Consider the following 22,737-nt stretch of genomic DNA (forward strand, 5'->3'; position numbering starts at 1 on the left):
CTGCCGGCTATCCGGCCGGCGCCACATCCAGGCCCGAGCCCTTGATCGACGCCTTGGCACGGTTCTCCGCGCGTACGGCCCTCTTCCCACGCACGAACCCGGCCGCCGAGATCGACGCCGCAAGCAGCGCGCTCTCGCCCTTGACGAACGGGTGGAACCCGACGCCCGCGCCGCCGCGGCCCTTCACCGGAATATCGGCGACTTCGGTCACCTTCCAACTCTTTTCAGCCAGCGACAGGATGGCCTCGCCGTTGGCGCACGAGACGGGCAGCGCGGCGATGACCTCGTCGTCGTCACCCGCCAACTTCACGCCGGCCACGCCGTTGCCGGCAACGCCCTGAGGATTGACCGCCGCCGGGTCGATGCGCAGAACTTTTCCGCGTCGGGTCACCAACGCCAGGTGGTAGCCGTCCGGCAGCACACCGGAGCGCACCAGCCCGGTGATGTCCGGCGCGACGGGGATGTCGCGAGTCTTGTACGGCAGACCGCCACCGGCGGTGAACTTCACCCGGCCGTCGGTCCACACTGCCCAACCCAGCCCGGTGGTGAGCAACTCGCCGTGGCTGTCGGAGAACACGCCGCGGTCGTCGAGCCGCCACGCGGTATTGACCTTTCGCTCACGGGGCCCGTCGTCACCGCCGTTGGAGGTGACTGGCGCGGCCTCGAAGTCCAAGACGGTGCGACGATCGAACTCCGGACCCTTGAACAACTTCGCCGTCTCCACCAGTTCCTTGTCGATGACCTTCCGACGCGCATCCGGATTCGACACCAGCTCAGTGAGTTCGGCGAACTCCGTGTCCAGCTTCTCGGCCTCGGCCCGCAGCTCGATGACGTCGAGTTTGGTCAGGCGGCGCAACTGCAGTGCCAGCACATAGTCGGCCTGAACGGCATCGATCTTGAACCGGTCCTGCAGCCCTTGGCGGGCTTCGTCGACGGTCTCGGAGCCACGGATCACCGCCACGGCGGCGTCGATGTCAAGGTGAATGGTCATCAGGCCCGCCACCAGATGACGTCGCGCCGTGACCTTCTCCAGCCGGTACTCACTGCGGTGCAACACCACCGAATCACGCAGCGAGAGGAACGCTTTGATCAACTCGCGCACCGACCACCACCGCGGGACGCGGTTCTCATCGAGGGCGACGAGGCTTGCGGCGAAGGTCGACTCCAGCGGTGTCAGGGCCAGCAGCTGATCGCGGATCTGTTCGGCACTGTGGCCGCGTTTGGCGGTGACGACAATGCGCAGCCCGTTGCGGCGGTCGGTCAGATCGGACATGTCCGCCACACCAGCGAGCTCCCCGGACTCGACCAGGGCCCGAATCCGTTCCTGCACCGTGTTGCTCGCCACGCCAGGCGGCAGTTCGGTGATGAGGACGTTCTTCCCGTCGACCGAGAGCGTGCCCCGCACGGTGAACTGGCCCCGCCCGGTGGTGATGTACTCACGCAGGCCCGCGGTCCCGACCACAGACGCTCCGCACCCCCAGTCGGGACCCGGAATCAGCTTGACCAGCCGGTCGTCGGTCATGTTCGGCGTTTTCAGCAGCGCCCGGCAAGCGGCCATGATCTCGCGCGGGTTGTGGGCAGGCACCTTGGTGGCCCACCCCTCGGCGATGCCGACGGCCCCATTGCACATCAGCACCGGCCACTGGGCCGGCAGCACCGTCGGCTCGATCCACTCGCCGTCGAACGTCGACACCATGGGCACTGCGTGGCTGTCGAGTTCAGCGGTCAGCGCGGCGCCTGGTGCCGACAACCGCATCTCGGTGTAGCGGTCGGCGGCGGGGATGTCGCCCTGGATACGGGGGAAAGCACCTTGTCCGTCAATGACTTTCACACGCTGGAATTCGGCGGCCATCAGCGCTGCAGCGCCGTACATCGAAGTGCCGCCATGTGGGTGCAGGTTGCCTGTGACCGCGGAGCAGATCTTCGACGATTTCTGCGGCTTGTTGCCGGGCTGCAGTTTCGACTCGTGCATCTGGTAGAGCAGACGACGCTGACCCGGCTTGAGACCGTCGTAGGCCGATGGGATCGCACGGTCGCTGACGCTGTAGAGCGCGAACGTCAGCTGATAGAGGTTCCAGTAGTCGTCGGCGCTCTGGTCGATGACCAGATCGGGGTTCTGCTCGGGAATGTCCAGGGTGGCGGTCACGGTATCTGCCTAGGTCTTAGTCGAGGTCCAGGGAATTGGTGTCGACGCGCGCGGCGATCTCGGCCATCCACGTGCGCCGGCCCTCGGGCGGCCCACCGAACAACGTGTGGTGCAACTTCTTCTCACCGTCGTCGGGGTGGACGCGAATCACGGTGCGCCGCTGGGGATCCAGGACGGTGTTCCAGAAGTCGTCGGCGTCCATCTCGCCGAGCCCCTTGTTGCGCTGCACCTCGACCCGGCCCTTCGAAGCGGCCTTCAGCTTGGCCACGGCCGCATCGCGCTCGGATTCGTCCTGGCAGTAAATGCGCTCGCTGGCGGTTTTGACCACAAACAACGGCGGCAGCGTCACGTACACCATCCCGGCCTCGACCAGTGGACGGTAGAAGTCGAGGAACATCGAGATCAGGCTGGAGTTGATGTTGCCGCCGTCGGGGTCGGCGTCGGAGGCGAACAGAATCCGGTCGTAGCGGCACAGTTCCGGGTCGCAGTTGTCCCGCACACCGCAGCCCAGGATACGCTCGATGGAGTCGAACTCGTCTTTGGACCGCGCCTTGCTCAGCGCGAACCCATACACGTTGGGCGGCTTGCCTTTCAGCGGGAACGCCGCCTGGAAGGTGGCGTCGCGGGCGGCCTTGATGGTGCCCAACGCCGAATCGCCTTCGCACAGGAACAGCTCGGCGCCCGACCCGCGGCCGGTCTCGCGACTGGGAAGCAGCTTGGGTGGCAGCGACAGGTTGGTGCCCAGCCCCTTGGCCTTCGAAGCCGCGCGTGAGCGTGCCTTCGCGCCTTCCGCGCTGCGCCGCGCTCGCGCGGACTCCAGCGCCAGCTTGGTCCACAGGGTCACCGCATCGCCGTTGGCCGGGTTGGCCGCCCACACCGTGACGCTGCGCGCGACGTCCGGGGCCATCGCCAGGTTCAGCGACCGCGATGACACCGCGGTCTTGGCCTGCGAGTCCCACGCGACATCCGGTGCGCGAGTGTCCACGGCCAGAGCGGTGACAGCGGCGAAATCCTGTGGTTCGGGGCCTTCTTCGCCCTTGGCCAAGCCGAGATCCCGCATCCGCGACGCACGATCGGCGAGCGCTTCGGAGAGCCCCTTCATCGCGGCCGTCAGATGCGACCCGCCGCCGGGGGTCCGCACGGTGTTGCAGAACGCGGCCACCGTCGCCGGCTCGGCCGGGCCCGCGGTCAGCGACCAGCGGAACGGCGTCGGTCCGCGACCGGTGGTGTACTCGCCGCGACCCTCGACCGCGGCGCGGACGTCGGGCGCGGGAGTGCCCGCGGCGGTGCACATGAGATCGAGCAGCGTGTCGGTACCCCAAGGGCCGCTGAACGGTTCGAGAAACGCCTCGGGCACGTCGTCGCCGGGCCAGCCTTCGTCGACCACGACCAGATGCACACCGGGGGACATCCGGGCCGCGGCATGGGCCCGCAGCAGCACTTCGCCGACATCGACGCTGGTGTCGGGGACCACCGCGCGGTCGAACAGGATGCGAACGGTGGTGCCCTGCATGGCGGGCTTGCGGTTTCCGGTGCCGCGCAGTTTCTGGGTGTCGGCTCGGGTGAACGGGGCGTCGGGGTCGAACTCCTTGCCCTCGAACGTCCCCGGGTAACCGCGCCCGAAGCTCTGCACGTAGGTCTTGCCGCCCCGATGCACCGTCACGTCGGTGCGCGCGGAGATGAATACCGCTGCGGCGGCGCCGATTCCGTTCAGACCGGCCCCGGTGCTCGCAGCATCGGTGTGCGCGGAGAACTTCCCGCCGGCCCGCGCGGTGCCGAGCGTCTTGACGATGCCGTTCTTTCCTGTCGCCGGATCGGTGTCGACCGGCAGGCCGCGGCCGTCGTCGGCGACGCTGACCGATCCGTCCGCGTGCAGGGTGATCGTCACGGTGGATCCACCGTTGCCAAGATCGGCGACTTCCTCGATGGCGTTGTCGATCAACTCACGTAACGCGGTGTTGAGCACGTCGAGCCCCAGGTTCACCGCCGGCCGCAGGCGTGTGTGCTGGACATCATCGAGTTCGGTGATGTCGGCGGCGGTGTAACTCACTGCGGGTCCTTTGTGTCGATGCCGAGAAGGGTGCCGCAGGAATCGTAGACGGGGCCACCGACATCTCCGCGGAACCTGAGAGCGTGCGGTGATCACGGTGTCGACACAACGTGATGAACTCCGCCAGACGCACGCCTACCGCTTCGTGTCGGAGGCTGTGAGCGCGGAATCGTGATTCACATATTTCGAGGTCGTGCGATAACGTCGAAGTCAGTGTCCTGTGCTTATGAGATCGGATTCGGCTACATGACTGTGACTGGCGAGCGGCAAGAGATCCGGCTCGACGACGTCGAATTCAACCGGCGGGATCATCCGAGCGGCCACTGCGATCCATCCCGCCGGGCCGTGACCACTTCGCCGCCCAGTGGCGGCAGATGCGCGAGTTCATGTTCGGCCAGTGGATCGACATCGACAAAGAGGTCGAACCCAACGAGCTCACACGGCTACGCGACGACTACTTCTGGCAAGGCGACGAGCACATCATCGGCGTGGTCGACGCGTTCGAGCGGCTGGGCTACGAGAAGGGCCGCGCGCTGTACGAACAGGCGCTGACTCAGGGCATCGACTCACTCGAGGATCCGCCCCGGGAGTTCGTCGAGTTCTTCGAACACATCGATCAGCTGCCGAGCCAGTTCGACCTGGAAGCCGCCGAACGCGGCCGCATGTTGGCAATGTCGGCGACCAAGACGGCGACCATGATCATCCAGGGGTGGGCGTTCTACGAGACGGCGATGACCGGCGACATCTCCGCATCCACCGGCGCCACCGGACGGTTCGCCGACGACGGCCCGCGGCGCTTCATCGAGACCGCCCGGGTGTTCGCGGAGTTCACGCTCCCCGACATCTTCGACCGGCATTCGGAGGCCTTCCAGGATGTGATTCGGGTGCGGTTGATGCACGGGCTGGCCAGTCGCGGCTTGCGCCGCAAGTGGGGCGACGACGTCTACCTCAAGTTCGGTGAGCCCATTCCGGTGACGTCGCTGCTGGGATTCGGCAGCGGCATGTTGCTCGGACGGCTCGTCGACCATGCGTTCGGACGCAAGCTGACCAACCAGGAACTCGAGGACCTCGCCGAGTACTCGTCGTACTCGGGGCGGCTGTGGGGTGCGCCCGAACGGCTCTACTCCCCAACCGGTCTGGAGCTGATCAAGTCGTTGAACTACGTGCTGGCCAGAGGCGGCAACCCGTCGCCGTGGCGCGCTGAACTCGTCGACGCGATCGCGGGTCCCGCGCACCTGACGACCCTGACCGACGCCCTTCCCGGCCTCGTCAAGAAGTTGGTGGCTCGCCACGCCAATCAGCTCACCGCGACCCTCGCGCTCGTCCCGGCGGGCGCGGTGTTCGGGTACCAGCAGATCGAGGCGATGGTGGCCGGCAGCTTCTTCGAGCCGCTGGGCTACAACTACGAGCGCCGAATCCGGATCTTCACCGAGATCGCCAAACTCAACGTCCGCATCGCGATGGTGGCCGACAAGCTGCCGTGGTCTAACCCGATCCGCGAGCAGAGAAACAAGACCGGCGCAGCCGCGCGCGAGCGGATCGCGATGCTGAACAAGATCGCCAAGTCTCGGCAGATCCCGCTGACCTTCACCAGCCACGACCTATCGACCGAGGGCGAAGGGTTTACCGGCTGAGCGCGCCCATCCGCTTGACGGCCTCGGCGAGGACGGCTTGCGAGGTGGCGAAGTTCAACCGGACGTGGCCGGCGCCGCCGGAGCCGAAGACATGCCCGGAACTGAGCGCGACTCGCGCTTGGTCGAGAAACGCCCGCGCCGGGCCGGCGAGGTCGGAGACGATGCCGGGGCCGTCGGCGCTACCGGGCTCCTCAAGGCCGAGTCGGCGGCAATCGAGCCAGGCCAGGTACGTGCCTTGCGGCCGGATGTAGTCGACGAGGGGCAGGTGTTCAGCGATCAATTGGCCTAGCAAGTCGCGGTTCGCCGACAGGCCGGCCAGCAATGCATCGAGCCACGCCTCTCCCTCGTTGAACGCCACCGTGTGTGCCATTACGCCGAGGTGGCTGGGGCCGTGGCTGACTTCCTCGGGCATCCGGTCGAGGTCTGCCGCCGCCTCGGGGCCGGCAACCACCACCGCCGCCTTGAGTCCGGCGAGGTTCCACGCTTTGGAGGCCGACGTGACAGCGAAGGCGTCCTCGGCGCCCGCGACGCTCAGATACGGCGTAAAGTCCGCTCCCCGCAGCACCAATGGCGCATGAATCTCATCGGAAATAACGCGCACGCCATGATCGCAGGAGAGCGTCGCGATGCGTGCGAGCTCATCGGCGGAGTGCACGGCGCCGGTCGGATTGTGGGGACTGCACAACAGGTAGACCACCCGATCGCTCAGCGTGGCGGCCGTGCCGAACGCCGCATCCAACGACTCCAGGTCGATACGACCGTCCATACCCAGCCGCGCCTCGACGACGCGGCGGCCGGCGTGCGTGACGAAGGCGTAGAACGGCGGATAGACGGGCGCGTTGACGACCACGACGTCGCCGGGTTTGGTGATCAACTTGAGGACCTCGACGATGCCCAGCATCACGTCTGGGACGAGCGCGGCGCGCTGCACCGCCAGTCCGTCCCAACCCCAACGACGCGCCGCAAACCCGGACAAGGCCTCGGCATACGCGTCCGCTCCGCTCGGATACCCGGTGTCCCCCAAGGCGATTGCCGTATTCAGCGCGTCGGCGATGGGTTCGGCCAAGGGCACGTCCATCTCCGCGACCCATAGTGGCAACACATCTGCAGGATGCGCCCGCCACTTCATGCTGGTCCGCCGGCGCAGCTGCTCGACGGTCAACTGCTCCAGCGGATTCACCACCCCATCTTGTCGCAACGTCGCCGACCGCGGCGCACGCCGGGCATTGGCGCCGACACGGTTGACAACGTACAACTAATTGGTTGTATATTGTGATGGTGACCGACCAGGACGAGGACAGGGCGGACGCGTTCTTCCACGCCTTGGCCGACCGCACTCGGCGAGACATTCTTCGTCGGGTGCTAGCCGGGGAGCATTCGGTCACGGCGCTCGCGGCGCAGTACGACATGAGCTTCGCCGCGGTGCAGAAGCACGTCGCCGTGCTGGAGAAGGCAGGCCTGATCTCCAAGCGTCGCCAGGGGCGAGAGCAATTGGCGAGTGGCGATGTGGAGGCGGTGCGGTCAGTCGCCTCGATGCTCACTGAGCTCGAGGACGTCTGGCGCGGTCGCATCGCTCGCATTGACGACCTACTCAGCGAGGAATAACCATGCCTGTCACCAACATCAGCAAGAACATCGACGACCGCACCTTGACGATCACCGCGGAGTTCGCGGCGCCCGTCGAGCGGGTCTGGCAGATCTACGCCGACCCTCGGCAACTCGAGAAGGTCTGGGGCCCACCGGGTTACCCCGCCACCGTGGTCGAGCATGCGCTCACGCCAGGCGGCACGGTCACCTACTACATGACCGGACCCGAGGGCGAGAAGTACGGCGGGTACTGGAAGGTCACGGCCGTCGATGAGCCGCACAGCTTCAGTTTCGAGGACGGATTCGCCGATGACGACCTCAAGCCGGCGAGCGATATGCCGGTCGCGCACAGTGTCTACACCTTCGAGGCGATCGGGGACGGCTCAACCAGGGCGACCTACGTCAGCACATACGAGTCGGCTGAAGGCCTGCAGAAGGTGCTCGAGATGGGCGTCGAAGAGGGCACGGCGCAGGCGATCAATCAGATCGACGAACTGCTCGCGAGCTGACGCCGGAAGGGCCACGGTGCCGGAACCTCTTCTGTTACAGGGGTTCCGGCATCGCGGCGTCCGCTGGGATGTCCCGGTCAGCCGCGGTCGGCGATCTCCCGGTCGGCATGGACAGGAACCAGAAGTGGCGCGACGAGCGGGAAGATGGCCGACGCCGCGAAGGCCACCGGATAGCCGACGGCCGCGATCAGCGCGCCGAACACCGGCGGGGTTGCGCCCATCGTCACCATCTGACCGGTGTACTGAGCGCCGAGCGCGCGCCCACTCCAGAACGGTCCCGCGAATTCGGCGATCGCGGTGTAGGCCAACCCGTTGTCGGTCACGGTGATCATCGACGCGATCACGATCACGGCGACGCTCAACGGAGAGCCCAGCTCGTCGGTCACCGCCAACACCAACATGGCGAGCGCGGCGGCGACACTGATGATCTGGATCGGGCGCAGCCGCGCACCGAGGCGGTCCGACCAGTGCCCGGCAGCGACCCGGCCGACCGCACCGAGCAGTTGCGCGACGGTCACCACGACCCCCGCCGACGCGGCCGACCACCCGCGGTCGGCCATCAACCAGACCAGGGTGAATGTCCACACCACGCTCTGCGGCACCGCCAACAGCATCGAGACGGCGTGGATGCGCAACAGCACCGTCGAGCCTCGATAGGGATTGGCCAGATGCTCGGTCGGCGCCTCCGACCGCGGTGGCCTCGGCGGATCCACCACGCCGGTCGCGCTGATCAACGCAGACACCGCGCACAACACCGCGGGAAACAACAGCGCCGCGGCGACACCGTGGTGCTGGGCAAGTTGGGGGATGACCAGCGCCCCCAGTCCTACGCCCAACGGGGAAGCCGTATGCCGAATCCCCATCGCCAAGCCACGCCGGTCCGGCGGAAACCAACCCACCACGAGTCGGCCGCTGGCGGCACTGTTGCTCGCCGCGGCCATCCCGCCCAGAAGTAGAAACGCCCCCGTCGCCACCAGAGAATCGACTGCTGCGGCTGCGAACGCCGCCGCGGCGGTGAGTGCCAAACCTGCTGTGAGCACGATCCGTTCGCCGACCCGGTCCACCACGTGGCCCCACGCGTACATCGTCGTCGCCACTCCGAAGCTGGGCATCGCGGACAGCAGACCGGCCTGTGCAAGATGAAGCTCGCCGTCGAGGTGCAGCTCAGGGATCAGGAATGCGGCCCCGTTGATGAACACGTTGGCGCACAATGTCGCAGTGAGGGCCATGACGAGCATCGACCAGCGCCTCAGCGTGCTGATCGAATCGACGGATAGAACGTTTGGCTTTTCAGGGTTCAATCATGGGCGAATCGGCGCTTCAACTTCTCGAAAACCGGTCACGAATGAGAAAACCGCTAACGCCGTCACCTCGATCGCCGATGACACGATCATGAGCTCGCTTCGTGCCGCCGGCGCAGTGGCCGTCGTGCTGGCTGCATCCTGGTTGGGGCTGGCGACGGCCCATGCTGAGCCATTCGCCCAACTCGATCGTGTTCCCGTGGTGGCCTCGCCGACATGCGCCGGCAGCGTCAGCGCCGAGGCTCAGTTGACCCCGGTTCGGGTCGGCGATCGCGTCGAGAACGGGGTCCGCGTCGCGATCAGCTACGACGCCGGCACCTACGACGGCTCCTGTTCTCTCACCGTCACGGCCGATTGGGTGAACCTCGACACCGGCGCTTCGGGAAGCAGCGACATCACAGCCGTTTCGACCATCGACGGGCACTACGGCTTCATCGGATATGCGAACACCACGTTCGCGACGGGTAGCGGCACGATCATCGTCACGCTCAGCTCGCACCCGGATGCCGAGATGCGGATTACCACCTAACCGACCGAAACGCCGGCACATTCGCGGCTCCCTATAACGGGAATGCAGCACGCCCTCCGGGACTTGACGTCAAACGTACTGCGTTCGTAACTCCCGGAGAGGTGAAGTCATGAGTACCACACCCTTGGCCGGACGGCGAGCGCTTGTCACCGGAGGTTCACGCGGGATCGGCGCGGAAATCGTGCGCCGTTTGGCATCCGACGGCGCCGCGGTCGCTTTCACGTACTCGGCATCGGCGACGGATGCCGAGAAGCTCGTGGCCCACGTCGCCGACCGCGGCGGGCGGGCCGTGGCCATCCAGGCCGACGCCGCCGATCCCGCTCAAGTTGCCGCCGCGGTCGACCAGAGCGTGGCCGATCTCGGCGGTCTGGACGTGCTGGTGAACAACGCCGGCGTCGCCCACCTGGCGTCGATCGACGACTTCCCGGCCGAGCAATTCGACCGTCTGGTCGCGACAAACATCGGCGGAATGTTCTGGGCCGTCCGCACGGCGATGAAGTACCTGGTGGCTACAGCGGTACGAGGAGTTCGTCTGCGAGTTCATCACCACCCAGCCCACCATCGACGTCGGAGATCCCGGACCGCTTGCGCACGCACTGATCTCGATGAACGAGCGGGTCCTCGACCGCCACGTGCGCTCCGACGACGGGCCGGAGCCGCCGGTCCGCTCCTCGCGGCGGTCATTCACGTCTGGCACCAGCGCGTCGTCAACGATTAGATCGACTTCCTCCGGCGGATCCTCGCACTAGCCGAGTCCAACGCGTCGCGTAGTGCGCGACCCTCGGCTACTCCGTGATGTCGAACGCCGCGATGACCTTCCCGGGTCTGACCCGTACGACCAGTTCGCCGGGAACGCCATTGCGGCGGCCGAACTCCTCGGCTCGATCTGCGCCCATGTAGCGTCCGCCGATCCGCGTGGCGACGTCGAGCAACTCCGAAGGATCTTCGCTCAGCTCGGCCACGCCCTGCACCTGGACGAACGAATACGGCGGATGCGGGTCGTCGACCGTCATCGCCGCCCGCGGATCACGTTGCAGCGCCTTTCCTTTGGCGGTGCCTTTTCCGGTGTTGAACACGAGCTGGCCGCCGTCGACGATGAACCAGACCGGAACAACCAGCGGCCGGCCGTCGGAGGCCACATAGCCCAGCATCCCGGTACGGGTGCCGACGGAGAGGAATTCGATGACTTCGGGCGATAATTCCTCCACCTGCGAAGATTAACGAGACCCGTCACGGAGCGGGTGCGGTTTCGATATGACGGGCCGGGGTAGACGACCTCGGTCCTGTCGACAGGGGTGGAGACGCAGAAGGGGAGGGTCGTGAGCGAAAACAGCCCCGACGCAACACCCCGGCGGGATCGTGGAGCCCTGATCGGTAGCGGCGCGTTGTGGATGGCGAAGTGGTCGTTGGTGATCGTGGCGATCGCTGCGGGCGCGGTGGTGCTCGGATGGTTAGTGGCCCAGCTGTGGGTGATCTTCTTGCCCGTCTTGCTCGCCGTCATCCTTTGCACGGTTCTGTGGCCGCCGGCTCGCGTGCTGATGGACCGCGCCGGTCTGCCGCCGGCCGTCGCGGCGCTGACGACGCTGTTGCTGTTTCTGGCCATCGCATGCGGTCTCATCGCGCTGATCATCCCGCCATTGCTGAGCCAGATGCCTGCGCTGATCGACCAGGCGACCGAGGGCATCACTCGGCTGCAGGACTGGACCGCGGGACCCCCACTCAACCTGCGGCAGGAGCAGTTGGACCGCTTCGCCGACTCACTTGTCAGCGCGATGCGGGAAAGGTCTTCGGCGATCGCGACCGGTGTCGTCAGCGGGGTCAGCACGATTGGCAGCGTCCTGGTGACGCTGGTGCTGACGGTGGTGCTGTCGTTCTTCGTCCTCAAGGACGGCCGCAGGTTCCTGCCCTGGCTTGTCGAACTGACCGGGCGGCGCGCAGGCCGGCATCTGGCAGCGGTGCTCAGCCGGATGTGGGACAACCTCGGCGGCTTCATCCGTGCGCAGACGGGAGTGGCTCTGATCGACGCGGTATTCATCGGCGCCGGCCTGGTGGTACTCGGTGTCCCGCTTGCGCCTGCGCTGGCGGTGCTGACGTTCATCGGTGCGTTCGTTCCGTTCATCGGCGCCTTCGTCGCCGGTGCGCTTGCGGTTCTGATCGCCTTGGTGGCCAACGGGTTCGTCAATGCGCTGCTGGTGCTCGCCGTCATCATCGCCGTACAGCAGATCGAGGGAAATGTGCTGCAGCCGTTGCTGCAGAGTCGCGTGATGAAACTACACGCGGCGGTGGTCCTGCTCGCGGTGACCGCGGGCGGCGCGCTGTACGGAATCGTCGGCGCCTTCCTTGCTGTGCCGACGGTCGCGATGCTCACGGTGCTCGTTCGCTACATCAACGAGCAAATTGATGGGCGGGCCGAGGGCGAGTCGAACGGTGCCGAGTCGGGCGCCTGACACCGCAGGTCGGGCGACCGATCAGCGCGCGTCATCGATCGGAAAGAATTCCAACGGTTAGCGGCCGCTCAATCTGTCAATACCCCACCGCATCGAAGATGCATCGTCTCCGGCGAGACGTGCACACATCGGGTCGGAGCGATGAGGTGAGTCATAGACGGACTGGTGGAGCCCGCGCGCGCAGCGCTGCGCTCCGTACCCCACAGGACCTCTACGGTCTGCACTGCGGGCCGTAGGACCTGACATGCCCGCCACAACGGCAGTTCACTTCTTTCTCGCGCTGGCGGTCATCCTCGCGGCGTGCCGCCTCGCCGGCCTGCTGGCGCAACGCGTTGGCCAGCCACCGGTCGTCGGCGAGATGATCGCCGGGGTCGTCCTGGGTCCCTCCCTGCTGGGCAGAATCGCGCCCGATGTACAGGAAGACCTGTTTCCGACAGGCGCGTCCAACGTCGTGCTCTACACCGCCGCGCAGATCGGCCTCGTGCTCTACATGTTCGTCGTGGGGCTGAACTTCGACGTCGACCACGTCAAGCAGCGCGCCCGCACCGCCGCCGCAGTCTCCACGGCAGGGACCCTGGCTCCGCTGGTGTTAGGCGCGGTCATCGCGGTGCCGCTGCTGTCCTCGGGTGGGTTCTTCGGCGAAGACGTCAGTCTCGCCATGGCGATGATGTTCATGGGCGCGGCCATCGCGATCACCGCGTTCCCCATGCTCGCCCGGATCATCTTCGAAAAGCGTCTCACCGGAACATCGCTCGGCACTCTGGCGCTCGCGTGTGGCGCCACCGCCGACGCGATCTCCTGGTGCATCCTGGCGGTCGTCGTCGCCGTGCACCGCGGCACCCCGACAACGGCCATCACGGCGATCGTGGGCGGACTGCTCTACACCGTGGTGGTGCTGACACTCGGACGACGGGCGGCACGGGTGCTCGGCGCGAAGTCCGAGGAGCAGCGAACCATCCCCGGATGGGTGTTGAGCACCGTCCTGATCGTCTTGATGAGCGGCGCCTGGCTCACCGACACCATGGGAATCCACGCGATCTTCGGCGCTTTCATCATCGGTGTCGCCATGCCGTCGGGACTGTTCGCCCGACGCCTCACCGAGACCATTGAGCCACTCACCACGAGGATGCTGCTGCCGCTGTTCTTCGTGTACTCCGGGCTCAACACCGAGATCGGATTGGTGAACACCCCGGGACTCTGGGCGCTGACGCTCGGCGTGCTCATCGTGGCGATCGCGGGGAAGGGTGTCGCGTGTGCCGCCGCAGCCATGTTGAGCAAGGTGCCGCTGCGCGAATCGGTCGCGCTCGGTTCGTTGATGAACGCACGCGGGTTGATCGAACTCATCCTTCTCAACATCGGTCTGGAGGCCGGCATCATCACTCCGACGCTGTTCACCATCCTGGTGCTGGTCGCCATCGTCACCACGTTGATGGCCGCCCCGATCTTCGAATTCGTATACGGCCGGCACCGGCCTCCGGTGGACACCACACCGCCGGAAGCAGCAGACCTCGCCGATGCGACGTCCGCCGTTCCGGGGACCGAGGGAAGGTAACGCACGTGCGATCGCAACTATCCCACCTCGACCCCGAGGCTCGCGCCGCCCTTGCGCGCAAGATCCGGAATCAGCTGTCCTGCAACGGTTCTGTCCCGACTGACTACGACGTGGCCATCGTCGGAGGGGGAGCAGCGGCGCTGACGTTGGCGTTGGAGCTGCGTACCGCGCGGCCCCAGACCCGGATCGTGATCATCGAGCCGACCGCACGTCCGGTCGCCGAGATCACCCACACGGTGGGTGAATCGACGGTCGAGGTGTCTGCGCACTACCTCCGGGACCGCCTCGGTCTGGCCGACCACTTGAGCTCCGAACAGATCCGCAAGATGGGCTTACGAATGTTCTTCTCGCACGACGGCAACACCGACATCGCAAGCCGCGTCGAAGTCGGCAGTTCCGCGTTCGTGCCGCAGGTGACCTATCAGATCGACCGGGGCAGGCTCGAGAACGAACTCGCCAGCCGATGCCAAGCCGCCGGGATACGCATCGCCCGCGGCCGCGTCAGAACCGTGGACTTCGGCGGCGACGCGCACACCGTGGCATACCAGGGCGGCGACGCGACCACCCGCACGACGGCACGCTGGGTGGTCGACGCCTCCGGCCGCAACCGGGCGCTGTCGCGCCAGCTGAACCTGAAGCGGGCCACCGAACACCATTGCAACGCCGCATGGTTTCGCGTCAAGGCCGAACTCGACATCGGACAGTGGACCGACGACCAGGGCTGGCACGCGCGACTGGTAGAAGGCGACCGCGCGCTGTCCACCAATCATCTGATGGGCGAGGGCTATTGGGTCTGGCTCATCCGGCTTGCCTCCGGCGCCACCAGCGTCGGAATCGTCGCCGACCCCGAGTTCCACGCGTTCGACGAGTTCAACACGCTGGACAAGGCCAAGGCGTGGATCCGCCGACACGAACCACAGTGCGCCGACGAGATCGCCCGACACGAAGACCTGATCATGGACTTCCGCGTCATGAAGCACTACAGCCACGCCGCCACGAAGGTCTTCGACGGCGCCGCGCGCTGGTGTCTGACCGGCGACGCGGGTGTCTTTCTGGACCCGCTGTACTCCTCGGGGCTGGACCTGGTGGCGATCGGCAACGGCCTCATCACCGACATGATCACGCGCGAACTCGACGGTGAAGACGTGGTGGCCCGCGCGGGGATCAGCGACTCCCTGTTCCGGTCACTGGCCGACATGTGGCTCGCGGTGTACGAGAAGCAGTACCCACTCATGGGCACACCGACGGTGATGTCGGCGAAGGTCGTCTGGGACATCGCGTTCTACTGGGGCTTCATCGGATTGCTCTACCGCAACGGCCGCTTCGTCAGCGTCCCCGACGATCCCGCGGTCGTCCCGCACCTGGAAGGCCTGATCGCACTGAGCAACCGGGTGCAGCGGTTCTTCCGCGAATGGGCCGCCGTGGAAGGCCGCGAATCGCCGGTACGGTTCGTCGACCTGTACGTGCCGCTGAACTTCATGGCGACGCTGCACGTGGCGATGATGGAACCGGCGACCGACTTCGCCGACGTGTTCGAGGCCAACGGCCGGTTGTTGCGCCAGCTGGCGGGCCAGCTGGCCGAAACCGTGCTCGCCGACAAGTCCGCGCTGTTCGACGACGACGCCGCCGTCGCCCAGGTGCAGGCGTGGCAGCGCGACCCCTTGCTCAGGGAACTCCGCTCCGTGTATCGCCATGAACAACAGGACAATCCGGTCAGCCCCGACTGGATCCACACCGCTATCCGTGAGTTGCAGGTATGAACACGCACGACACCCACGACCGGCCCGCACCACTGGCGATCGTCGGGATCGGATGCCGCCTACCGGGCGGCGTCAACTCCGCCGAGGACTACTGGCGACTGCTGATCGACGGTGTCGACGCAACCCGCGAGGTCCCCGAATCGCGCTGGAACGCGGGCCGATTCCACGACGCCAACCCGAAGAAGGTCGGCAAGATGGTCACCCGTCGTGGCGGATTCCTCGACGACATCGACCAGTTCGATCCGCAGTTCTTCGGCATCTCGCCGCGGGAGGCGCATTCGATCGACCCGCAGCAACGCCTGATGCTGCAGGCCACATGGGAGGCGCTGGAGGACGGGGGGATACGGCCCGACCACCTCGCCGGAACCGATGTCGGGGTGTTCATCGGCGGCTTCACGCTGGACTACCAGTTGCTGCAGAATCAGGGCCGCGGCAGCCGGTACCAGTTCAAGACGCATTCGGCTGCCGGGATGATGATGACGATGCTGGCGAACCGGATCTCGTTCGCCTTCGACTTCCGCGGGCCGAGCATGACGATCGACACGGCGTGTTCGAGTTCGCTCGTCGCGGTTCACCTTGCAGCGCAGAGCATCTGGAACGGCGAGAGCGAACTCGCGCTGGCCGGCGGCGTCAACATCATGATCGGGCCCAACACCGCGATCGCCGAGTCCAAGAGCGGATTTCTTAGCCCCGACGGGCGCTGCAAGGCCTTCGACGAGTCGGCCGACGGTTACGCGCGTGGCGAGGGCGGTGCCGTCGTCGTCATCAAACCCCTCGAGCAGGCGTTGCGCGACGGCGACGAGATCTACGCCCAGATCCTCGGGACCGCGGTGTCCCAGGATGGCCGCACCGACGGCATCACCGTGCCACGCGCCCAAGCTCAGGCCGCGGCGATCACCTCGGCTCTGCGTCGGGCCGGTGTGCGGGCGACCGATGTCGGCTACGTCGAAGCGCACGGCACCGGAACACCCGTCGGTGACCCGGTCGAGATGCGCGCGCTGGCCGCGACGCTCACGTCGGACCGGACCGATCCGCTGCCGATCGGATCGGTCAAGACCAACATCGGTCACCTCGAAGCGGGCGCGGGGGTCGCCGGACTGATCAAGACGGCGTTGGTGCTCAAGCACGGCTATATCCCCGCGCACCTGCATCTTCAAAACCCCACCAGCCAAGTCTCTCTGACCGAGCTCAAGCTCGACGTGCCGCGCGCCGGCCGCCCCTTCCCCGCCGGACGGCGGATCGCTGGGGTCAACTCGTTCGGGTTCGGCGGCACCAACGCCCACGCGGTGCTCGCCGAACCGCCGGCTGCGGCCGACACCACCTCGAGCACGGCCGCTCACCTCCCTGTCACGCTGCTGCCGATCTCGGCGCGCAGCGAGGAGGCCCTGGTGGCCACGGCGCGCCAGTTGGCCGACCACCTGGAGGCCGAGCCGAACACCGACATCTCAGACCTGAGATTCACCCTGTCCCAACGGCGCTCGCACCTCAGCCACCGCCACACCCTGGTCACCGACGACGTCTCCGATGCACGTGAGCAGCTGCGTGCCCTCGCTGACGGGGGACAGGTCGCCTCGGCGCGTACCTCCTCAACCGCTCCCAAGCTCGTGTTCGTCTGCACCGGAATGGGCCCGCAATGGTGGAGGATGTGCCGAGGACTGCTCGACGTCCTGCCCGCGTTCACCGAGATCATCGCGCGAAGCGATCGCGAGCTGGCGCGTCACACCGACTGGTCACTGATCGAGGAACTCCGGCGCGACGAAGCGGATTCCCGGATGGGTGAGACCGAGTTCGCCCAGCCGGCCAATTTCGCGATCCAGATCGCCCTGGCCGCACAACTCGAACAGTTCGGAATCCGGCCTGATGCCGTGATCGGCCACAGCGCAGGCGAAGTCGCCGCCCACCATCTCGCCGGGCTCCTCACCTTCGAGCAGGCGATCGAGGTCATCTACCACCGCAGCAGGCTCCAACAGCGGACGAGCGGACAGGGCCGCATGCTGGCCGTCGGCCTGGACACCGACTCGCTGATGGCCGCACTCGACGAAGGGATGCGCGACGAATTCGGACACCGGGTTTCGGTGGCGGCGGTCAACAGCCCGTCCGCGGTGACCATCGCCGGGGACGGTGAAGCCCTCGACGCCATCGCCCGCCGGTTGGACGAGGCCGAGGTCTTCACCCGGTACCTGACCGGCAAGGTGCCCTATCACACCCATTACATGGATGCGATCAGGAGCGAGCTCCACGAGGCTCTTCACGGTCTGTCGTCACAGCCGGCGACGCTCCCGCTCTACTCGACGGTCACCGGCGACGTGTTGGATGGGTACCACTCCGGAGCCGCCTACTGGTGGCAGAACAGCCGCGCCACAGTTCTTTTCGAGCCGGCCATCCGCCGCATGCTCGACGACGGCTACACGCACTTCGTCGAACTGGGACCGCATCCGGTGCTGGCCTCGTCGATCTTCGAAATCGCCGGCGCGCAGAAGACCCTCGTTCAGGCCACCCAGCGACGCAACGACGACGACGTGCGCACGTTCATGACCGGCCTCGGCGCGCTTCACGACCACGGCCACGACATCGACTGGGAGGCGATGTATCCGCGCGGGGAAGCGCGCTTGCTCAAGCTGCCCCGCTACCCCTGGCAGACCCGGCGCTACTGGAACGAGACCCAGGAGGCCACCGAATCGCTGCACTATCACCCGGTGCACCCGTTGCTGGGCCAGCCGGTCAGTGCCGTGCATCCCACGTGGGAAATCGAATTGAGCACCGCGCTCGTCCCGTTCCTCGACGACCACCGGGTCCAGGGCAGCGTCGTCGTACCCGGCGCGGTCTACATCGAGCTGTCGCTGGCAGCGGCGAAGGAGACCTACGGCGTGGACCTCGCTGTCGAGGATTTGGTGCTGCACCGCGCGCTCATCCTCGACGACACCTGCGACCCCCTCCTGCGGACCACCCTCAACCACGACACCGGCGCCCTGGAGTTCGCCGCTCACACAGCCACGCCCGACGGTGAACTCAAGTGGACGATCACCGCCACGGCCGAACTCACGAGGCTGCCGAAATCGGCCTGCGTCCCGCCTCCGATGGCCGAGACGGCGCCGGCCAACGCTCTCAGCGGCGACGAGTTCTACGCCCTCACCGAAGCCATCGGATTTGATTACGGGGCGGCGTTCCGGGCCGTCACCGGCCTCACCGCAGGCGACGGCTGGGTGGTCGCCGAGATGGAGATCCCGGCGCCGATCGCCGCCGAGCTCGACGACTACCGGTTCCACCCGGTGCTGATCGACGGCGCCTTCCAGACGCTGTTCGGCGCACCGCTCCCCGGCGGGTACGCCGCCGAGAGCCCCTACCTGCCCACCCGCATCCGGCGCAGCGCCGTGTACGGCACACCCAAAGGGGACATGACCGTACGACTGGCCGTCAGGTCGGCGACCGCTGAGGAGATCGAAAGCGACATCACGATCTGCGACCATCGCGGTGAGCGGCTCGCCGTCTTCGAGGGCTTCACGGTGCGATCCCTGAGCGCCTCGACCCGCATGTCGCCGGAACGAATCGACAAGGGCCTCTACGAACTCCAGTGGGTTCCCGCGGCCGATCCGAGCGGTGACGACAGTGCGGAGCCGGCCGGCCCCGGGTCATGGCTGGTGTTCGTCGACGAAACCGGGTTCGGCTCGGCGGTCGCCGATCGACTGCGGCACGGCGGCCATCGCGTGCGCACCGTCGCACACCGCCCCGTCGACACCGTCACCGCGGTCGACGGCGGATACGCGATCGACGAACGGCGCCCCGAGCACGTGGACCAGCTGTTCGACAAACACCTCACCGAACACAGCGAACTCACCGGCGTCATCGACTGCTGGTCAATGGATCTCGTCGTCGAGCCGCAGGCGTCGGACGGGCAAAGCGCCGGCCACCTCGGCGTCCTCACGCTGCTTCGCATCGCCAAGGCGCTGGCCGCACACGACAGCGTGAGGCCGCGCATGTACGTCGTCACCGCGAACGCTCAACCGGCGTTGGGCACCGAACCGCTGGCCGTCGACCAGTCCACGGTCTGGGGGCTCGGCAGGGTCGTCGGTCATCAGGAGTTCGTTGAACGTTGGGGCGGTCTCATCGACATCGACGACACCGACGACGTGGGCGACACCGCCGCGCGGGTCTGTCGGCACATCCTCGATTCCACGTCCGAGGATCAGGTGGCCCTCCGCGGCGAGGTGACGCTGGTCCCGCGGCTGCGACACAGCGCGAGCCTCACGAGACCGTTTCCCACCAAGCTTTCTCCCACCGCTACCTACGTCGTCACCGGCGGCACCGGCGCACTCGGCCGAACCGTCGCTACCTATCTGGCCGAGCACGGTGCGCGACACATCGCGCTGCTGAGCAGAAGCGGGCTGCCACCGCGCGACCGGTGGCCGAACATCACTCCCGACGACCCGCAGTTCACCGCCGTCGACACGGTCCGGGCCGTCGAACGCCTCGGGGCACTGGTCAGTGCGGCGAGCGTCGACATCACCGACGCCGATGCGGTGGCGGCCTGGTTGGCCGGCCACCGCCGCACCGGAGACCGGCCGGTCCGCGGAGTCATCCACGCCGCAGGCGCAGTCCACGACCAACTACTCGTCAACGTCAGCGAAGACGATTTCCTCAAAGTGCTGGGTCCCAAGGTCACCGGGACCCGGGCGCTGCACACCGCCTTCGCCGACGAAGAACTCGACTTCTTCGTGATGTTCGGCTCCGCCGGGTCGGTGATCGCCTCACCCGGGCAGGGAAACTACGCCGCCGCCAACGCGTTCCTCGACGCGTTCGCACATCAGAGGCAGGCGCAGGGACTGCCGGCCCTGACCGTGGCCTGGGGGCCCTGGTCGGTGGGGATGGTCGAGGATCTCAACCTCGAAAACGTCTACGCAATGCGGGGAATCGAGCTGATCACCCCGGCGACAGGGGCGTTGATCCTCGACCGCCTGATCAACCAGACCGCTCCGAACGTCATCGCAATCAGCGCCGACTGGAACCGCGCCCGCCAGCTTCTCGGCGGACACCTTCCGAAGATGTTCGCCGACCTCGACGCCGCCACCGCCTCGCCGACGGAGGCCGGAGCGGACGGGTCGTTGCTCGACGTGCTGTCGAAGACCCCGGAGGCGGAGCGCCTCAACGTGATCACCGATCAGGTCGAGCGCCTCGTAGCGGCGGTGTTCGACTGTGCGGTGACCGATTTCGCCAATGACGACATGCTCGACGACATCGGGCTGGACTCGATGATGGCGATGGACTTCAGGGTCAGGATCAACACCACGTTTTCGATCGAGCTTCCGGTGCTGGAGATTCTCAAGGGAGTCTGCGTCGACTCGCTGGCCGCCCGGGTGCTCGATGAATTGCAGACGATCCACGGTGAGGCGCCCGCCGCGGAAGCCGTCCCCCCGACCGAGCCGGCCATGGACGACGACGTCGATGAGCTGATCGACGAGATGTCGGAGGCCGAACTGCGTGAACTGCTTGCCGAACTCGAAGGCGACGCTGCGCCGTGACCGAGGCGGCTTCGACGGCGGTGCACGTGCGCGGACTCTGCAAGGCCTACGGACCGACCCAGGCCGTGGCGGACCTCGACCTCGACGTCGCCTCCGGCGAGGTCTTCGCCATCCTCGGCCCCAACGGCGCAGGCAAATCCACCACCATAGAAATCCTGGAGGGCAACAGAACTCGCGACGCCGGGCTTGTGCAAGTACTGGGTGAGGACCCCGGGACAGCGGGACGGAGCTGGCGGGCCAGGATCGGCATCGTGCTGCAGGAGGTCAGCGACGCCGGGATGCTGTCGGTGCGCGAGACCGTGCAGATGTTCGCGAGCTGTTACGGCGCCGCTCGAGAACCCGCCGACGTGCTCGAGCTCGTCGGTCTGGACACCGTCGCGAACTCTCGGGTGCGGGCGCTGTCCGGCGGTCAACGCCGCCGTCTCGACGTCGCGCTTGGCATCATCGGCAAGCCCGAACTGCTGTTCCTGGACGAACCGACAACGGGTTTCGACCCCGAAGCGCGGCGGCAGTTCTGGCAGCTGATCAAGTTGCTGGCCGCCGACGGCACCACCATCGTGCTGACCACCCACTACCTCGAAGAGGCCGCCGCTCTGGCCGACCGCGTCGCGGTGATCGCGAGCGGCAGGGTGGTGGCCGTCGACTCGCCGGCCCGGCTGACCGAGCACGTCAGCTCGGCGGCCACGGTGCGATGGATGGAGGGCGGCCAAATCCGGGTCGAGACAACGGATTTTCCCACCGAGTTCGTCCGTCGGCACAGCAGAGACGGTGCGGAACTGGCGCAGCTGACGATCAGTCGTCCGACACTCGAGGACGCGTACCTCCACCTGATCGGCCAGCCATGACCGATATCGAACACGTCACCGCCCCATCGCCGCCGCGACACCGCGCCACCGCACGACCGGCACTTCCGTCGCCACTGCGGATCGGACTGTCGCGGGTCGTTCCCGAACTGAAGATGTTCTACCGACGGCCCGAACAGGTGGTGCTGACGTTCTCCATGCCCGCGGTGATCTGCCTGCTGCTGGGCTCGATCTTCTCCGCGGAGTTGCCCGGCAGTCAGACCAGCACCGGTGCGGTGATCGCGGCGAGCATGCTCGCCTACGGCATCCTGTCGACGTCGTTCGTCAACCTCGGCACCAGCATCGCCGCCGACCGCGACACCGGCGCGTTGCGGCGGCTTCGGGGCACGCCGACAACAGCGTCGTCGTACTTCGTCGGCAAGATCGTGCTCGTCGCGGTGGTCAGCCTCGCCGAGGCCGTCCTGCTGCTGGGGGTGGGGGTGCTGGTCTTCGGACTGCGCCTGCCGACCGACGCCTACGGGTGGTTCACCCTCGCGTGGGTGTCGGTCCTGGGCATCGTCAGCTGTTCACTGCTGGGCATCTTCATCAGCAACCTGGCGAGCAACGCCGTGTCCGCGGCAGTCATCACCAACGGCCCATCGGTTGCACTGCAGTTCGTTTCGGGCACCTACGTGCCGCTGATGATCCTGCCGACGTGGATGCTGGTGATCGGCTCCCTTTTCCCGGTCAAGTGGATGGCCCAAGGTTTCCGGTCGGTGCTGCTACCCGCCGAGATGGTCGCGTTCGAACCGGCAGGCAGCTGGGAGCACTGGCGCATCTTCCTGGTGTTGGCGGCGTGGAGCATCGCCGGGCTGATCGGCTGCCTTGCGTTGTTCCGGTGGTCGGACCGGACCTGATGCTGTC

The 22,737-nt window shown here is 66.8% G+C and carries 15 protein-coding genes and 1 pseudogene; 11 read left to right on the plus strand and 5 right to left on the minus strand.

The window, feature by feature from the left end; genetic code table 11:
• Positions 1-7: 7 nt before the first annotated feature.
• A complete protein-coding gene (locus AAHH99_RS04330; protein ID WP_418767514.1) occupies positions 8-2,146 on the minus strand; it encodes a DNA gyrase subunit A in 2,139 nt (712 codons plus the stop codon).
• A 16-nt stretch (positions 2,147-2,162) separates the two neighbouring features.
• On the minus strand, positions 2,163-4,196 hold the full coding sequence (locus tag AAHH99_RS04335; RefSeq protein ID WP_418767515.1) for a toprim domain-containing protein: 2,034 nt from the start codon (positions 4,194-4,196) through the stop codon (positions 2,163-2,165).
• 246 nt (positions 4,197-4,442) lie between these two features.
• On the opposite strand from AAHH99_RS04335, the pseudogene AAHH99_RS04340 reads away from it, so the two are divergent.
• Positions 4,443-5,830 (plus strand): annotated as a pseudogene (locus tag AAHH99_RS04340) (oxygenase MpaB family protein).
• Here the strand turns inward: AAHH99_RS04340 and AAHH99_RS04345 are convergent.
• Positions 5,820-6,959, minus strand: coding sequence for a MalY/PatB family protein (locus AAHH99_RS04345; RefSeq protein WP_418767604.1), 1,140 nt, complete (start codon positions 6,957-6,959; stop codon positions 5,820-5,822). The pseudogene AAHH99_RS04340 and the gene AAHH99_RS04345 sit on opposite strands and share 11 nt — an antisense overlap.
• 146 nt (positions 6,960-7,105) lie before the next feature.
• Between AAHH99_RS04345 and AAHH99_RS04350 the strand changes: the two genes are divergently transcribed.
• Positions 7,106-7,435 (plus strand): ArsR/SmtB family transcription factor, encoded by a 330-nt coding sequence (locus AAHH99_RS04350; RefSeq protein ID WP_066843336.1) that lies wholly within the window; start codon positions 7,106-7,108, stop codon positions 7,433-7,435.
• Between the two features lie 2 nt (positions 7,436-7,437).
• A complete protein-coding gene (locus AAHH99_RS04355) occupies positions 7,438-7,926 on the plus strand; it encodes an SRPBCC family protein (RefSeq protein ID WP_418767516.1) in 489 nt (162 codons plus the stop codon).
• A 77-nt stretch (positions 7,927-8,003) separates the two neighbouring features.
• Here the strand turns inward: AAHH99_RS04355 and AAHH99_RS04360 are convergent, their stop codons facing one another.
• Complete coding sequence (locus tag AAHH99_RS04360; protein WP_418767517.1) at positions 8,004-9,155, minus strand: MFS transporter; 1,152 nt, start codon at positions 9,153-9,155, stop codon at positions 8,004-8,006.
• A gap of 163 nt (positions 9,156-9,318) precedes the next feature.
• Between AAHH99_RS04360 and AAHH99_RS04365 the strand changes: the two genes are divergently transcribed.
• Positions 9,319-9,756: a hypothetical protein gene (locus tag AAHH99_RS04365; RefSeq protein WP_418767605.1), complete on the plus strand. Its 438-nt coding sequence runs from the start codon at positions 9,319-9,321 to the stop codon at positions 9,754-9,756.
• Positions 9,757-9,865: 109 nt separating this feature from the next.
• Entirely contained in the window at positions 9,866-10,474 is a 609-nt protein-coding gene (locus AAHH99_RS04370; RefSeq protein ID WP_418767518.1) for an SDR family NAD(P)-dependent oxidoreductase, read from the plus strand.
• A gap of 67 nt (positions 10,475-10,541) precedes the next feature.
• Here AAHH99_RS04370 and AAHH99_RS04375 read toward each other — a convergent pair whose 3' ends face one another.
• Complete coding sequence (locus tag AAHH99_RS04375; RefSeq protein ID WP_418767519.1) at positions 10,542-10,964, minus strand: PPOX class F420-dependent oxidoreductase; 423 nt, start codon at positions 10,962-10,964, stop codon at positions 10,542-10,544.
• Between the two features lie 183 nt (positions 10,965-11,147).
• Between AAHH99_RS04375 and AAHH99_RS04380 the strand changes: the two genes are divergently transcribed.
• From AAHH99_RS04380 to AAHH99_RS04405, 6 genes are all read left to right on the plus strand, one after another.
• Complete coding sequence (locus AAHH99_RS04380; protein ID WP_418767606.1) at positions 11,148-12,203, plus strand: AI-2E family transporter; 1,056 nt, start codon at positions 11,148-11,150, stop codon at positions 12,201-12,203.
• 244 nt (positions 12,204-12,447) lie between these two features.
• Positions 12,448-13,755, plus strand: a complete 1,308-nt coding sequence (locus tag AAHH99_RS04385; protein WP_418767520.1) for a cation:proton antiporter — start codon at positions 12,448-12,450, stop codon at positions 13,753-13,755.
• 5 nt (positions 13,756-13,760) lie between these two features.
• Positions 13,761-15,515, plus strand: coding sequence for an NAD(P)/FAD-dependent oxidoreductase (locus tag AAHH99_RS04390; RefSeq protein WP_418767521.1), 1,755 nt, complete (start codon positions 13,761-13,763; stop codon positions 15,513-15,515).
• Entirely contained in the window at positions 15,512-21,031 is a 5,520-nt protein-coding gene (locus AAHH99_RS04395; protein ID WP_418767522.1) for a type I polyketide synthase, read from the plus strand. Before AAHH99_RS04390 ends, AAHH99_RS04395 begins: the two co-directional genes overlap by 4 nt.
• Complete coding sequence (locus tag AAHH99_RS04400) at positions 21,028-21,876, plus strand: ABC transporter ATP-binding protein (protein ID WP_418767523.1); 849 nt, start codon at positions 21,028-21,030, stop codon at positions 21,874-21,876. Before AAHH99_RS04395 ends, AAHH99_RS04400 begins: the two co-directional genes overlap by 4 nt.
• On the plus strand, positions 21,873-22,730 hold the full coding sequence (locus AAHH99_RS04405) for an ABC transporter permease (RefSeq protein ID WP_064395112.1): 858 nt from the start codon (positions 21,873-21,875) through the stop codon (positions 22,728-22,730). The genes AAHH99_RS04400 and AAHH99_RS04405 overlap by 4 nt, the downstream gene beginning before the upstream one ends.
• The last annotated feature ends 7 nt before the right edge of the window (positions 22,731-22,737 follow it).

This window comes from Mycobacterium neumannii (assembly GCF_048452905.1).
GTDB lineage: Bacteria > Actinomycetota > Actinomycetes > Mycobacteriales > Mycobacteriaceae > Mycobacterium > Mycobacterium neumannii_B.

Coding starts and splice junctions, on each gene's coding strand:
- AAHH99_RS04345 (WP_418767604.1), bottom strand. CDS start 6,959: ATGAAGTGGCGGGCGCATCCTGCAGATGTGTTGCCACTATGGGTCGCG.
- AAHH99_RS04350 (WP_066843336.1), top strand. CDS start 7,106: ATGGTGACCGACCAGGACGAGGACAGGGCGGACGCGTTCTTCCACGCC.
- AAHH99_RS04355 (WP_418767516.1), top strand. CDS start 7,438: ATGCCTGTCACCAACATCAGCAAGAACATCGACGACCGCACCTTGACG.
- AAHH99_RS04360 (WP_418767517.1), bottom strand. CDS start 9,155: ATGGCCCTCACTGCGACATTGTGCGCCAACGTGTTCATCAACGGGGCC.
- AAHH99_RS04365 (WP_418767605.1), top strand. CDS start 9,319: ATGAGCTCGCTTCGTGCCGCCGGCGCAGTGGCCGTCGTGCTGGCTGCA.
- AAHH99_RS04370 (WP_418767518.1), top strand. CDS start 9,866: ATGAGTACCACACCCTTGGCCGGACGGCGAGCGCTTGTCACCGGAGGT.
- AAHH99_RS04380 (WP_418767606.1), top strand. CDS start 11,148: ATGGCGAAGTGGTCGTTGGTGATCGTGGCGATCGCTGCGGGCGCGGTG.
- AAHH99_RS04385 (WP_418767520.1), top strand. CDS start 12,448: ATGCCCGCCACAACGGCAGTTCACTTCTTTCTCGCGCTGGCGGTCATC.
- AAHH99_RS04395 (WP_418767522.1), top strand. CDS start 15,512: ATGAACACGCACGACACCCACGACCGGCCCGCACCACTGGCGATCGTC.
- AAHH99_RS04405 (WP_064395112.1), top strand. CDS start 21,873: ATGACCGATATCGAACACGTCACCGCCCCATCGCCGCCGCGACACCGC.